Source organism: Streptomyces sp. NPDC059008 (assembly GCF_042749045.1).
Taxonomy (GTDB): domain Bacteria; phylum Actinomycetota; class Actinomycetes; order Streptomycetales; family Streptomycetaceae; genus Streptomyces.
In genome coordinates this window covers 78,797-92,825 of sequence record NZ_JBHYJC010000028.1, presented here as the reverse complement: position 1 = coordinate 92,825, position 14,029 = coordinate 78,797, and the positions used below count along the sequence as shown (strand labels likewise).

Below are 14,029 nucleotides of genomic sequence, written 5' to 3'. Positions count from 1 at the left end.
GGCGCCGCCTTCGCCGTCTGTGCGCCTACTGCCCGCGATCCTCAGCTGAAGGAGTCGCCGCAGGCGCAGGAACCCGTGGCGTTCGGGTTGTCGATCGTGAAGCCCTGCTTCTCGATGGTGTCGACGAAGTCGATGGAGGCACCGCCGAGGTACGGGGCGCTCATCCGGTCGGTGACGACCTTGACGCCGTCGAAGTCCTTGACGACGTCGCCGTCGAGCGAGCGCTCGTCGAAGAAGAGCTGGTAGCGCAGACCGGAGCAACCGCCGGGCTGAACCGCCACCCGCAGCGCGAGGTCGTCCCGGCCTTCCTGCTCCAGCAGGCTCTTGACCTTCGACGCGGCCGCGTCGGACAGGATGATGCCGTCGCTGACGGTGGTCTTCTCGTCCTGCACGCTCATCTACATCTCTCCCGGGTTGTACGGACCGCTTGTCATCGGATGCAACAAGCTGAAACCGGCGACGCCCCGGATTAATTCCGGCTGGGCGCTTCTTCTTCATGCTCGCACACCGGCGGCGGGGAACAGGTGGTCCACCGCACACCGTGCGGTGGTGATGCGTCACATCGACACTATGGCCATCGTCAAAGTGACGTGAAGCAGCTATGATAGATAGCGTCAAATAGACGAAAAGGCTTGTGCCCGAGAGCGCAAAGAGTTGTCCGCAGAGAAGAGAGGGTGCGTGTTGTGACCACCGCCCAGCCCCTGGACGTCCAGCCGACCCCGCTGGCCCTGCTCCTCCTCGGCCGTGAGGCCGACCCGAAGAGCGAGCGCGGCGTGGAGTGCCCCGGCGACCTCCCCGCCCCGTCGGACCCCGACCTCGTCGAGCGCGCCCGCGCGGCGAAGGAGAAGCTCGGCGACAAGGTCTTCGTCCTCGGGCACCACTACCAGCGCGACGAGGTCATCGAGTTCGCCGACGTCACCGGTGACTCGTTCAAGCTGGCGCGGGACGCCGCCGCCCGGCCGGACGCCGAGTACATCGTCTTCTGCGGTGTGCACTTCATGGCCGAGTCGGCCGACATCCTCACCGGCGACGACCAGCAGGTCATCCTCCCCGACCTGGCCGCGGGCTGTTCGATGGCCGACATGGCCACCGCCGAGCAGGTCGCCGAGTGCTGGGACGTGCTCACCGAGGCCGGCATAGCCGAGCAGGTCGTGCCGGTCTCGTACATGAACTCCTCGGCCGACATCAAGGCCTTCACCGGCAAGCACGGCGGCACGATCTGCACCTCCTCCAACGCCAAGCGGGCGCTGGACTGGGCCTTCGAGCAGGGCGAGAAGGTCCTCTTCCTGCCCGACCAGCACCTGGGCCGCAACACCGCCGTCCGCGACCTGGGCATGTCCCTGGACGACTGCGTGGTCTTCAACCCGCACAAGCCGAACGGCGGCCTGACCGTCGAGCAGCTGCGCGCCGCGAAGATGATCCTGTGGCGCGGCCACTGCTCGGTCCACGGCCGGTTCTCCCTGGACTCGGTGAACGACGTGCGGGCCCGCATTCCGGACGTCAACGTCCTGGTCCACCCCGAGTGCAAGCACGAGGTCGTGGCGGCCGCGGACTACGTCGGCTCGACGGAGTACATCATCAAGGCCCTGGAAGCCGCCCCGCGCGGCTCGAAGTGGGCCATCGGCACGGAGCTGAACCTGGTCCGCCGTCTGGCGAACCGCTTCGCCGCGGAGGACAAGGAGATCGTCTTCCTCGACAAGACGGTCTGCTTCTGCTCGACGATGAACCGCATCGACCTCCCCCACCTGGTGTGGACGCTGGAGTCGCTGGCGGACGGCAAGGTCGTCAACCGCATCGAGGTCGACAAGGAGACCGAGAGCTTCGCGAAGCTGGCGCTGGAGCGGATGCTGAGCCTGCCGTAAGGCGCGGCGATCGGCCGCCGCGCCCGTTCGGGACCCCTGCGGGGGTGCGGCGGCCGTCAGCTCGTGGCGGCCTCCAGGGTCCAGCGGACCTTGTCGTGGTCCTTGACCGCGGTCCCGCAGGGCCCGGTCGTGATCTTCTTTTCGTTGACGTACGCGTTCCACTTCCTGCCGCCGTCCGCGACGTCCCCGCGGATCTCGGTGACCACGAAGTCCCCGGCCGCCTCGTCCCAGTGCGCCCGCACGCCGAGGCGGTACCTGCGGTCGGCGTCGGCCAGGGCGGTGAGCGGTGTGGGGTGCACGCCGTCGGCGGCGCAGGGGAAGCCCCCGTACAGGGAGCGCGCCGCCGTGCGCACGATGCCCACGCTGCCGGTGAAGGCGCCGCCCGTGACCGCCACCCGGACCGGGGCGACGGGGCCGTCGGCGGCGGCCGGCGGCGCGAGCGCGAGGACGAGTCCGGCCGCCGGCACGAAGGCGGCCCTGCGGGCCTGGACACAGCGCACGGTCGCCCGCCTTTCGTCGGTTCGGCACCCCACGCCACGGTCGCATCACTCACCGCGACGCGCGAGCCGAGAGCGCCCCGGCCGATCGGGCTCCGTCACCCGTTCCGCGGCGCCCGTGCGGGCGGCTTCGGCGGCTTCGCGACAGGGGCTGGAACACCGCGCCGTCACCACGACAGAGTAACGCTGCGTAATCCACCCGTTGCTGGTTCGTTAGCGCGGTGATCCCGGTATCAGACCGGGACCAGACAGGAAGGAAGTTCCGTCGTGGGTAAGGCAATGCGTATGGTCGCGGGTGCCCTTGGGGCGGGTGCGCTGATGATGACGGCGACCGGCACGGCCAGTGCCAAGGGCTGGGATGGCGGGTTCTTCGACCAGGACGTGCACTGCGCGCCGACGTTCACCCTCCTGCTCCCCTCGGAAGGTTGCCGTACGAACATCCTGATCGACAACCACCGGACGATCGCCAAGCTCAAGCAGACCGCCGGGGGCGACATCACCGACACCCTCGTGACCGCCCGCAGGAGCGGCGGCGGGGGCCTCGGGGGCTTCGCGGGCCTCGTCCGCTGATGCGGGCGCCGCACCCCGCAGTGCGCTGCTCCGGGGTGCGGCGTGGCGTGGTGCACCGCCCTGTGCGTCGGTAGGGCGCTCGGCCGCCTAGTTCGAGACGGCGGAGAGATCGATCGGCTCGCCGGCCTCCAGGCCGGCGAGCCGCAGGTTCTCCTCGACCGTTTCCTGCACCGCGTCGAACTGCGGCTTTTCGAGTTCGAAGGTGGGGCTGGCGAAGAGGCCCGGGCACTTGGGGTGCGGGTTGCGGTAGAGCTGTTCGGAGCGGTCGCGCAGTTCCAGCATGGTGGGGATGGCCAGGGCCATCGCCCGGGGCATGCCGTCGAAGGCCTGCTGGAGGTAGGAGAGCAGGGCGGCGTAGCGGGTGTTGAAGGCCACGGCCTGCTCGTACACCTCCTTGTTCTTCTTGTAGTCGGCGACCTTGGAGTCGCCGTGGATCGGGTAGGCGTCGTCCCAGGTGACGTCCAGCAGGGGGCCGCTGGGCGGGTCCTTGGGGGTGTCGTGGGGGCCGTAGCCGCGGCCGGTGTAGATCTCGTTGAAGCGGAAGTAGTGGGCGAGCTGCCGCTGCTCGCCGAAGATCAGGTCGTCGCTGGTCCAGATCTGGTCGTCGAGGCCCTCGCCCTGTTCGCTGATGACGCGGACGGCGAGCTCGGCCGACTTCAGGTCGTGTACGGGGAAGACCTCGCCGCCGGAGTTGTAGAAGTCCTCCGGGCCGACCTGGCGTTCGGGCCGCTGTGGGAAGACCGCGGCCTCGCCGTGGTCCTCGACCAGTTTCACCAGGCCCTGGCGGATGGCGTCGTAGAACTGGCCGATGGAGGTCCAGCCCTCCCCCGGCCTGGGGTGGGGGGCCAGTTCGCGGGGCAGTTCGATGCGCAGGAAGGTGCGCAGCGCGGCGGGCGAGAAGTGCTGGAGGTGGATCAGCGGCACGTCCTCGTCGCTGCTGAACGGCAGCTTCGCCGGGTACGTGGCGACGAACTCCTTGCGGCCCACCTCGGGCTTGCCGCCGACCGCGTTGAGGAGGTTCGCGACCAGGGTCATGTGCAGCATCTCCTCCATCAGGACGCTGCGGATGGCGAAGTAGGCGGTGCGGTTGGTGCCCGGGTGGAGGGAGTACAGCCCGGTCATGTAGACGGGGATGGTGAGGTGCTCGACCTCCAGGGCGCCCTGGAGGTAGGTGCGCAGCTCCTCGATGGTCTGCGGGATGCCGAATCCCTGGGCGTCCAGGGCCGTCGCGGTGATCACGCGGAAACCTCCTCGTGGGCGGGGCTGCCGAGCTCGACCGGGCGGCGGGCGTCGACGAGGTCCCGGTGGATCTGGGCGGCGCTGCGCAGGGCCAGCGCCATCATGGTGAGGGTGGGGTTGCTGGTGCCGACGGACGGCATGCTGCCGCAGCCGACGGCGTAGAGGTTGGGGTGGTCGTGGGTGCGCTGGTCCCTGTCCACCACGGAGATCGTGCTGTCGGTGCCCATGATGTGGGTGCCCGCTCCGTGCCCGGCGCCGCTGTAGGCGAGGTGGGTGTCGTTGTACACGACGTGGCCCAGCGGCGGGACGCCGTTCTGCGGGGCGTGGTGGGTGTAGTCCTTGGCCTTGAGGAGGCCGAAGATCTTCTGGGCCACCAGGCGGGCGGCGTACAGGCCCCTGCGGACGTGGTCGTCGAGGTCGTAGGTGATGATCGGGCGGGGGTTGCCCATGGCGTCGCGGTAGCGGGCCGGGTCGATGGTGACGCGGTTGTTCTCGTTCGCGGACTGCTCGACGGCGATCTGGAGCTGGAGCTGGCGGCCGATGGAGTGGCCGAGGAGACCGCGCAGTTCGGGCCCGTAGACGCCCTTGTCCCGGACGCTGCCGTCGGGGTTGCCGCCGACGCCCAGGGCGCTGGCGACGTTGCTGAGCGGAGCGCCGGTGGCCCAGCCCCAGCCCCAGTTGCCGATCTCGATGCGGAAGGGCGCCCGCCGGCTGCGCCCGGAGCCGCTGCGGAAGACCTCCCAGCCGGAGGTGTGTCCCGGGCCGCGGAACGGGCCGACCGGGCCCTTGTCCTCGGGGGCGAGCGCCCAGTTCAGGAGGGTGGGGTGGTCCATCAGGTTGCGGCCGACCTGCCCGCTCTTCTTGGCCAGGCCCGAGAACAGCAGCAGCCGGGCGTTCTCGATGGCGTGCGCGGCGAGGACGATCACGTCCGCCTCCGCGAGGTAGGTCTGGTGGACCGGTGAGACGGGGTCGGTGTAGGTGCGGTACTCCACGCCGGTGACCCGGCCGTCCGCCCGCGCCCGGACCCGGCTGACCACACAGCGGGTGGCCAGGGTGACGGTCCTGGGCCAGCCGGCCTGGATGCGCAGCGGATGCGACTTGGCCTGCACGGGGCAGATGGGGACGCAGCTGGCGTTGCCCACGCAGCGCTCGCCGTAGTTGGGGATGCCGACGGCGCCCTGGATGCGGTACGGGTCCCGGTAGGCGGGGTTGGGGGTGGAGTTGCGGGCCTGCGGCAGGCCGTACATGGTCAGCGCGTAGTTCATCCCGGCCACGTTGTCCTTGACGACCTTGCCGTCGAGGTCCCTGCACCGCTCGTCGATATAGCTCTGCGGGATGTGGTGCATGGGGTACTCGTAGGCGGGGTCGGTGACGGTGCCGAGGTCCTTCTGCTCCTGGGCGTTGCCGGCGACGCCGAACGCGCGCTCGGCCTCGGCGTACCAGGGCTGGAGTTCGGCCGCGGTGAAGGGCCAGTTGCGGCCGTACCCGTAGTCCCTGCCGGTGGCGAAGTCGTCGGGGAGCATGCGGGGGACGGCGCCGAGCCAGTGCATGGCGGTACCGCCGAGTTCGCGCAGGTAGTCGGTGCCGTAGGGGAGTCGGCCGTTTTGGACGAGGTAGCCGTTGGCGGTGAACTCGGGCTCGCCGGGGGCGGGGTTGCGTACCGGGGCGAGGTCGAGGACGTCCGGGTAGGGCGCGGCCTTGTTGCGGCGGTAGGCGGAGTTGGGGACCTTGGCGACGGCCGAGTAGTAGGTGTCCAGGGAGTCCAGATAGCCGGGCCAGGTCTCGGTGCCGCTGTTGCCGGCCTCCAGGACGAGGACCTGCCAGCCCTGGTCGCCGAGGCGTTTGGCCAGTGCGCTGCCGACCCAGCCCGCGCCGACGATGATCACGTCGTAGCGGCGGCGGGCGGCGGCCTCCGCGGGGACGGGGGCGGTCATGAGGTGGCCTCCTCGGGGGTGGCGGCGACGGCCTCGCGCGCGGCCGCGGCCGCGGTGGGCACGGCGGACGGCGGGATGTGGCGGCTCAGGCGGTGGCCGGGGATCAGCTCGTCGGGGATCTCGTCCGGGGCGACCTCGTCGGCCAGGCCGGTGCGGTAGGGGACGTCGGCGAGGCCGAGATCGGTGCGGAGCTCGTCGACGCTCTGCCAGGTCGGCGCCGGTGGTTCGACCGCCCAGGTGCCGAAGCCCGGCGGTTTGGCGCCCGCCGGGTGGCCGTGGAAGGTGCGCCACACCAGGCCCTCGACGTAGGCGCCGGGCGAGGCGACGGACTCGGTGTTGGCGACCTCGCGCCCGAGCGTGGAGTGGGCCGCGGGGGCCAGCCGGGGCCAGGCGCCGGTGTACCAGAGGTAGATCAGCGCGCGGGCGACCTCGCGGTGCGGGAGGTCCAGGGCCTGGGGTCCCTGGCCGCTGGTGACGGCTTCCTTCCACTTGGTCCAGAACGTCGTGAACTGGGCGTCGCCCACCTGGCCGCGGGCGGTGTCCAGGTAGAGCCGGGCCATGCCGGTGGCGTACAGGTCGAATGCGGCGAAGCCGGTCAGCGGCACGCAGTAGGTGACGAAGTCGGCCAGTTCGTCGGCTGGTTCGTCGGCTGCTGGATCCGCTGTTCCGCCTGTTGCTGCGGGGTCGGTCATCGCTCTCCTCCCGGGGCGGCATATTCGGGAGTCATGCTTCTCGCGCCCGGCGGGCGTATGCCGACAAGGGTGGATAAACCACTGGAAGGCGTATGACGGGGGATCAGTTGGTGCCGCAGCCACCGGCGTACGCGGGAGCCCCCGCTGCCGTGCGTACGGCAGCGGGGGCTCCTGGTGCGGCCCGGTGGCGGTCCCCTCCCCCGAACGGAGCCGGGGAGCGGGGGTCACACGCCGGCGGGCTCCGGGGTGCGGTCGGCCTCCTCGGGCCGCGCGCCGGACTTCGAGGCGCGCTTGGCGGCCTTCTTCTTCGCCCGGCGCTCCTTGCGGAGTTCGATCATCGCGTAGAGCGTCGGGACGAGGAGGAGGGTGAGCAGGGTGGAGGTGATCAGACCGCCGATCACGACCACGGCCAGCGGCTGGGATATGAAGCCGCCGTCGCCGGTGATGGACAGCGCCATCGGCAGCAGCGCCATGATCGTGGCCAGCGCGGTCATGAGGATCGGGCGCAGGCGGTGCCGGCCGCCCTCGACGACCGCCTCGACGACGCCGTAACCCTGCGCGCGGTACTGGTTGATCAGGTCGATCAGCACGATGGCGTTGGTGACCACGATGCCGATCAGCATCAGCATGCCGATCATCGCCGGGACGCCCAGCGGGGTGCCGGTGGCGACCAGCAGGCCGATCGCGCCGGTCGCCGCGAAAGGTATCGAGACCAGCAGGATCAGCGGCTGGATCAGCGACTTGAAGGTGGCCACCAGGAGCATGAAGACGATGGCGATGGCCGCCAGCATCGCCAGGCCCAGCGAGGAGAAGGCGTCGGTCTGGTCCTGGGAGACGCCGCCGATCTTCGCCGTGGCGCCGTCCGGCAGCTTCAGCGCGTTGATCCTGCTCTGCAGCTCGGCGCTGACCGCGCCGGTGTTGTCGCCGGTCGGCTTGGCGGTGACGGTCGCCGAGCGGGCGCCGTCGATCCGGGTCATCTGGACCGGGCCGGGCACGGTCTTCACCGTGGCGATGGTGCCGAGTTCGACCGGGCCGGCCGGCGTCGGGACGGCGAGGTGCTTCAGCTCGTCCTCGGTGGTGGCCGGGTGGGCCGACTTGATGACGATGTCGCGCTCGGTGTCGTCCAGGACGGCCTTGCCGCTGGTGGTGCCGCGGATCGCCTGGGCGACCGCGCCGCCGAGCATGGTCTGGTCGTAACCGGCCTCGGCCGCCTTGGCGTTGGGCTTGACGGAGATCCGCGGCACGCTCTGCGCCAGGTCGCTCTGGACGTCGGTGACGTCGTCGAGCCCGGCGACGGCCTTGCGGACCTGCTCGCTGGCCTGCTGCAGCACGTCGGCGTCGCCCGCCTTGACGACCACGCTGAGGTCCTGGTTGCCGAAGCCGCCGCCGGCGGTGACGGTGGTGTCGCCGATGGACTTGCCGAGCTTGTCGAGCGAGGCCCGCAGGTCGTCGGTGACCTTGCCGGAGTCCGCGGAGTCCTTCAGCTTCAGCTGGTAGGAGGCCTGGTTGGCGCCGGTGCCGCCGCCGAAGGCCGCCATGAAGCCGGAGGAGCCGACGGTGACCTGGTAGTCGGCGATGTCGTCGTTGGCCGCGAGCAGCTTCTCGACCTTCTTGGCCTGGGCGTCGGACGCGCCCAGGCTGGTGCCGGGCTTGAGCTCCTGCTTGAGGGTGAGGGTGTCCTGGTCGCCCTGGTCGAAGAAGTTGGTCTTCAGCAGCGGGCCCATGGCGAACGTGCCGACGAGGATGACCACGGCGATCACCAGGCTGGTGATCCGGCGGCGGGTCGCGAAGCGCAGGACCGGGACGTAGAGGCGCTGCAGCGGGCTCCGGGTCTCCTTCTCCTCGGCCTTGCGGCGCAGTTCGTCCGCCGTGGTGCCCTCCGGGACCTCGGGGGCGCGCAGGAACCAGTACGACAGGACCGGGACGACCGTAAGCGAGACGACCAGGGAGGAGAGCAGGGCGACGGTCACCGTCAGGGAGAAGGAGCCGAAGAGGGCACCGACCATGCCGCCGACCACACCGATCGGGAGGAAGACCGCGACCGTGGTGAGGGTGGAGGAGGTGATCGCTCCGGAGACCTCCTTGACGGCGGAGAGGATGGCCTCGCGGCGCTCCTCGCCGTAGCCCAGGTGCCGCTTGATGTTCTCCAGCACGACGATCGAGTCGTCGACGACGCGGCCGATCGCGATGGTCAGCGCGCCGAGGGTGAGCATGTTCAGGGAGAGGTCACCGGTCCACAGCACGATCAGGGTGATGACGACCGAGAGCGGGATGGAGACCGCGGTGACCAGCGTCGAGCGGAGGCTGAGCAGGAAGACCAGGATGACGATGACGGCCATGGCGAGGCCCAGCAGGCCCTCGGTGGTCAGCGAGTCGATCGACTTGGAGACCGCGGGGCCCTGGTCGGAGGCGACCGTGACCTCGGTGCCCTTGCCCAGGTCCTTGCGGATGTCGGCGAGCTTGTCCTTGACCGCGTCGGAGATCGCGACCGCGCTGCCGTCCTGGTCCATCGTCACCATCACGGCGAGGCTGGGCTTGCCGTTGGTGCGGGTCAGGGAGGTCGGGGTGGCCGGCTCCTCCTTGACGCCGGCCACGTCGCCGAGGCGGACCGGCTCGGCGGCGGACCGGCCGGCGCCGGCACCGCTCGCGCCCGCCCCCGCGGCCGGCGCGATGGTCAGGTCCTTGATCTGCTGCACCGAGGTGAACCCGGCGCCGACCTGGACGGTCCTGCTCTTGCCGCCCTCGGCGAAGGAACCGGCGGGCACCGAGGTGCCGCCGGCCTCCAGCGCCTTGCCGAGCGCCTGGGCGTTCAGCCCGGCGGCGGCGAGCTTGCGCTCGTCGGGGGTGACCGCGACGATCCGGTCCTGGACACCGTCCACGGTGACCTGGCTGACGCCCTCGATGTTCTTCAGGTCCGGCACGACGCTGCGGTGGAGCTGGTCGGCGAGGCTCTGCTGGTCCTTGGCCGAGGAGGAGACGGCGAGGACGACGGTGGGGATGTCGTCCGTCGAGCCGGCCACCACCTGCGGGTCGACGTCCTTGGGCAGCTTGGCGCGGGCGCGGTTGACGGCCTGCTGGACGTCGGCGACCAGCCGCTTGGAGTCGTTGCCGTAGTCGAACTGCGCCATGATGACGCCCGAGCCCTCGCTCGACGTCGAGGTGACGCTCTTGATGCCGTCGACCGCCTGGACACCGTCCTCCAGCGGCTCGATCACCTGCTTCTCGACGACATCGGGCGAGGCACCCTGGTAGGGCGCCAGCACGGAGACCATCGGAAGCTCGATGGAGGGCAGGAGCTGCTGCTTGAGCTGCGGGATCGCGATGGCGCCGAAGGCGATCGCGACGATCGACATCAGCGCTATCAGGCCCCGTTGTACGAGGCTGAGTCGGGACAGCCAGGACATGGGTGGGGTCTCTCTCTTCTGTTCTGAAGGCGGTCTGGGCTGGACGGACCGTCCCGGTGTGCGGACGGCCGAGGACGGCGGGGCCCACGCGGGCCCGACGGCCGGGGCAGCAGGCGCCCCGGGGCCTTCGCGGGCCCAGATACACCTTCGGCCATGGCCGGGGCGGTTTTCCTCGCTCGCAGGTCGGTTTCCGGCCCGCGCCCGTACCGCGTTCGGAGTAGGGCTACTGCGCCCTCACTGCACCCGTGGGCGTACGAGTCCCGACTCGTAGGCGATGACCACCAGCTGGGCGCGGTCGCGGGCCCCCAACTTGGCCATCGCGCGGTTGACGTGCGTCTTGACCGTGAGCGGGCTGACCGCCAGCTGCTCGGCGATCTCGTCGTTGGACAGGCCGCCGGCCACCAGGACCAGCACCTCACGCTCACGGCCGGTCAGGCTCGCCAGCCGCTCCGTGCCCCGGTCTCCGGGGCCGCCGTCGGCCGGACTGCCGCCCTGGGCGAGGAACTTGGCGATCAGTCCCTTGGTCGCGGCGGGCGACAGCAGCGCCTCGCCGGCCGCCGCGATCCGGATGGCGCCCAGCATCTCGTCCGGCTCGGCGCCCTTGCCGAGGAAGCCGCTGGCGCCGTTGCGCAGCGACTGCACCACATAGTCGTCGACCTCGAAGGTGGTCAGGATCACCACCCGGACGTCGGTGAGCTGCGGGTCCCGGCTGATCATGCGGGTGGCGGCCAGGCCGTCCACACCGGGCATCCGGATGTCCATCAGGACGACGTCGGGGCGCTCGGCCTTCGTCAGCTCGTAGGCCTGGGCGCCGTCGGAGGCCTCCCCCACCACCTGCATGTCCGGCTCGGAGTCGACCAGCACCCGGAAGGCGCTGCGCAGCAGCGCCTGGTCGTCGGCGAGCAGCACCTTGATCGTCATGCGTTCTCCCCCGTACGGACGGACTGCAGTGGAAGGGTCACCCGCACCTGGAAGCCGCCGGCCGCGCGGGGGCCCGTGACGACCGTGCCGCGCAGCGCGAAGACCCGCTCGCGCATGCCGATCAGGCCGTGGCCGCCGCCGCTGTCCCCGGGGGCGGCGGCCTCGTCCGCCGGCCGCTCGCCGCTCCGCTGGCGGGGTACGCCGGCCCGGCCCGCGCCGTCGTCCAGGACGGTCACGGTCAGCGCGCTCTCGGAGTGCCGGATCCGCACCGTGGCGCGGGCGCCCTCCCCGGCGTGCTTGTGCACGTTGGTCAGCGCCTCCTGGACCACGCGGTAGGCGGTGAGGTCCACGGAGGCGGGCAGCTGCCGGGGCTCGTGCGGGAGGTCCAGGTCGACGGGGATACCGGCGCGGACGAAACCCTCGACGAGCTGGTCGAGGACGCCGAGGCCCGGTGCCGGCTCGGTCGGCGCCTTGGGGTCGTCGGACTGGCGCAGCAGGCCGACCGTGGCACGCAGCTCCTCCAGCGCCGAGCGGGACGCCTCGCGGACGTGCGCCAGGGCCTGCTTGGCCTGGTCGGGGCGGTTGTCCATGACGTGCGAGGCGACCCCGGCCTGGACGTTGACCAGGGCGATGTGGTGGGCGACGACGTCATGGAGGTCGCGGGCGATGCGCATCCGCTCCTCGGCGACCCGGCGGCGGGCCTCCTCCTCGCGGGTGCGCTCGGCGCGCTCGGCGCGCTCGCGGATGGCGTCCACGAAGGCGCGGCGGCTGCGCACCGCGTCACCCGCGGCGGCGGCCATGCCCGTCCAGGCGAAGATGCCGAGGTTCTCCTGCGCGTACCAGGGGCGGGGCCCGTAGAGCATCGAGGAGGCGGTCAGCACGACCGCGGTCAGCGCGCCGAGCCGCCAGGTCGTGGGCCGGTCCGTGCGCGAGGCGAGGCTGTAGAGCGCGATCGCGGCGGCGCCGACCACCGGGGCGCGCGGGTCGCCGGCGCGGACGAGCAGCTCGACGATGGTCAGGGTGCCGGTGGCCGCCAGGACCGTACGGGGCAGCCGGCGGCGGAACACCAGGGTGGCGCAGGCCAGCGCGGCCAGCACCACGGCCGAGGCGGAGAGCCGGTGCGGCGCCCACTGCGGGCCGTGGACGCGGTGCGGGTCGACCACCGCGCCGAACAGGATGCACGCGAACACGGCCGCCGCCAGGGCGGCGTCGACCGCGAGCGGATGCGTCCGGTGCCACTGGAAGCGGCCGGTGGCGCGGGGCGCTTCCGGACCGGGGTCGAGGGGACTCACAAGAGGAAACGGTAGCGCCCCGGTCCGAGAGGGGACCGGGGCGCCGTGTGCCGTATGCGCTGGAGTGGAGCTGGGGGCGGGCGGTCAGCCCGGAATGAGGCCGTCGTCGCTGAGCATCTCCCGGACCTCTGCGAGGGAGGCGTCCGGGGACGGCAGGATCAGCTCGGACGGTTCGAGGGCGTCGTCGGGAAGCGGCGTGCCCATACGGCGCACCGCCTCCAGGAGGGCACCGAGAGTGCGCCGGAAGCCTTCCTCGTCGCCGCTCTCCATCTCCTCGAGCAGCTCGTCGTCCAGCTTGTTGAGCTCGATGAAGTGGGCGTCGTCCAACTTCACCTGGCCCTCCCCCATGATCCGCACGATCACGACGGTCTCCCTCGGTCCGGTCCCGACGATCCCTGCGAGGCTAACCCCCGGCGACCGTCACTGCTTGTCGAAACGCGGCTGGTCCTGCTGCGGCGCGGGCTGGCCCTGGCCGCCCTGACCGCTTTCGAGGGCCTGCTTGCCGGCCGACGGGCCGCCCGCGAGCTCGGCCTTCATCCGCTGCAGCTCCAGCTCGACGTCGCTGCCGCCGGAGAGCCGGTCCAGCTCGGCGGTGATGTCGTCCTTGGCCATACCGGACGGGTCGTCCAGCGCGCCGGAGGCCATCAGCTCGTCGATGGCACCGGCCCTGGCCTGCAGCTGCGCGGTCTTGTCCTCCGCACGCTGGATCGCCAGGCCGACGTCGCCCATCTCCTCGGAGATGCCGGAGAAGGCCTCGCCGATCCGGGTCTGCGCCTGGGCGGCCGTGTACGTGGCCTTGATCGTCTCCTTCTTCGTACGGAAGGCGTCGACCTTGGCCTGCAGCCGCTGCGCCGCGAGCGTGAGCTTCTCCTCCTCACCCTGCAGCGTCTGGTGCTGCGTCTCCAGGTCGGTGACCTGCTGCTGCAGCGCGCTGCGCCGGGTCAGCGCCTCGCGGGCCAGGTCCTCGCGGCCGAGCGCCAGCGCCTTGCGGCCCTGGTCCTCCAGCTTGGCGGACTGGCCCTGGAGCTGGTTGAGCTGCAGCTCCAGGCGCTTGCGGGAGGTCGCCACGTCGGCGACACCGCGGCGTACCTTCTGCAGCAGTTCCAGCTGCTTCTGGTACGAGTAGTCGAGGGTCTCGCGCGGGTCTTCGGCCCGGTCCAGGGCCTTGTTGGCCTTCGCGCGGAAGATCATCCCCATCCGCTTCATGACACCATCGCTCATGGGCCTCGCGCGCCCCCTTCTGACCGAGTCGCCTCGGGCTTAGGCTCCAGCACATCTACAGACCCCACAGTACGGGCCCTGGTTCCATTACCGCACTGTTCGCGCCCGGATGCGCTCATCCTCCAGGACGATCGCGGAGCGCGTCTTCTCCCGCGCAAGGAGTAGGCGCCCGGCACGGTGGGCCCGGATGCGCACCGGATGGGCACCCGAACCAGACCCACCCACCGGCCGAAACCACCAACGACGCCTGCCCCGGCTCGCCACGCCGCGCCGCGGGGGAACACCTGAGCACGCGAACCAAACCCACCCACCAACCGCAACCACCAACGGCTCCCGCCCCGGCCCAGCACGCCGCGGGGGAACACCTGAGCACGCGAACCAGAGCCGCCTACTGACC

The 14,029-nt window shown here is 71.1% G+C and carries 12 protein-coding genes; 2 read left to right on the top strand and 10 right to left on the bottom strand.

Annotated elements, in window-relative coordinates:
* Positions 1-41 precede the first annotated feature (41 nt).
* Positions 42-398, bottom strand: coding sequence for an iron-sulfur cluster insertion protein ErpA (gene erpA / locus ACFWZH_RS27525; protein WP_030070025.1), 357 nt, complete (start codon positions 396-398; stop codon positions 42-44).
* 276 nt (positions 399-674) lie between these two features.
* Between erpA and nadA the strand changes: the two genes are divergently transcribed.
* Positions 675-1,862, top strand: a complete 1,188-nt coding sequence (nadA, locus tag ACFWZH_RS27520) for a quinolinate synthase NadA (RefSeq protein WP_384436705.1) — start codon at positions 675-677, stop codon at positions 1,860-1,862.
* A gap of 56 nt (positions 1,863-1,918) precedes the next feature.
* Here nadA and ACFWZH_RS27515 read toward each other — a convergent pair whose 3' ends face one another.
* The gene (locus ACFWZH_RS27515; protein ID WP_384436702.1) at positions 1,919-2,362 is read right to left on the bottom strand and encodes a hypothetical protein; all 444 of its coding nucleotides are present in this window, start codon (positions 2,360-2,362) and stop codon (positions 1,919-1,921) included.
* Between the two features lie 264 nt (positions 2,363-2,626).
* On the opposite strand from ACFWZH_RS27515, the gene ACFWZH_RS27510 reads away from it, so the two are divergent.
* Entirely contained in the window at positions 2,627-2,929 is a 303-nt protein-coding gene (locus ACFWZH_RS27510; protein WP_384436699.1) for a hypothetical protein, read from the top strand.
* 87 nt (positions 2,930-3,016) lie between these two features.
* Here ACFWZH_RS27510 and ACFWZH_RS27505 read toward each other — a convergent pair whose 3' ends face one another.
* The 8 genes from ACFWZH_RS27505 to ACFWZH_RS27470 form a co-directional block, all read right to left on the bottom strand.
* On the bottom strand, positions 3,017-4,168 hold the full coding sequence (locus tag ACFWZH_RS27505) for a ferritin-like protein (protein ID WP_384436696.1): 1,152 nt from the start codon (positions 4,166-4,168) through the stop codon (positions 3,017-3,019).
* Positions 4,165-6,102, bottom strand: a complete 1,938-nt coding sequence (locus ACFWZH_RS27500; RefSeq protein WP_384436693.1) for a GMC family oxidoreductase — start codon at positions 6,100-6,102, stop codon at positions 4,165-4,167. Before ACFWZH_RS27500 ends, ACFWZH_RS27505 begins: the two co-directional genes overlap by 4 nt.
* On the bottom strand, positions 6,099-6,794 hold the full coding sequence (locus ACFWZH_RS27495) for a hypothetical protein (protein WP_384436691.1): 696 nt from the start codon (positions 6,792-6,794) through the stop codon (positions 6,099-6,101). Before ACFWZH_RS27495 ends, ACFWZH_RS27500 begins: the two co-directional genes overlap by 4 nt.
* A gap of 224 nt (positions 6,795-7,018) precedes the next feature.
* The gene (locus tag ACFWZH_RS27490) at positions 7,019-10,198 is read right to left on the bottom strand and encodes an efflux RND transporter permease subunit (RefSeq protein ID WP_384436688.1); all 3,180 of its coding nucleotides are present in this window, start codon (positions 10,196-10,198) and stop codon (positions 7,019-7,021) included.
* A gap of 234 nt (positions 10,199-10,432) precedes the next feature.
* Positions 10,433-11,119 carry a response regulator gene (locus ACFWZH_RS27485; protein WP_384436685.1) on the bottom strand — a complete coding sequence of 229 codons (687 nt, stop codon included), beginning with the start codon at positions 11,117-11,119 and terminating at the stop codon, positions 10,433-10,435.
* A complete protein-coding gene (locus ACFWZH_RS27480) occupies positions 11,116-12,411 on the bottom strand; it encodes a sensor histidine kinase (protein WP_384436681.1) in 1,296 nt (431 codons plus the stop codon). Before ACFWZH_RS27480 ends, ACFWZH_RS27485 begins: the two co-directional genes overlap by 4 nt.
* 84 nt (positions 12,412-12,495) lie before the next feature.
* Positions 12,496-12,774 (bottom strand): hypothetical protein, encoded by a 279-nt coding sequence (locus tag ACFWZH_RS27475; RefSeq protein ID WP_384436678.1) that lies wholly within the window; start codon positions 12,772-12,774, stop codon positions 12,496-12,498.
* 57 nt (positions 12,775-12,831) lie between these two features.
* Positions 12,832-13,632 carry a PspA/IM30 family protein gene (locus tag ACFWZH_RS27470; protein ID WP_384436675.1) on the bottom strand — a complete coding sequence of 267 codons (801 nt, stop codon included), beginning with the start codon at positions 13,630-13,632 and terminating at the stop codon, positions 12,832-12,834.
* Positions 13,633-14,029 lie beyond the last annotated feature (397 nt).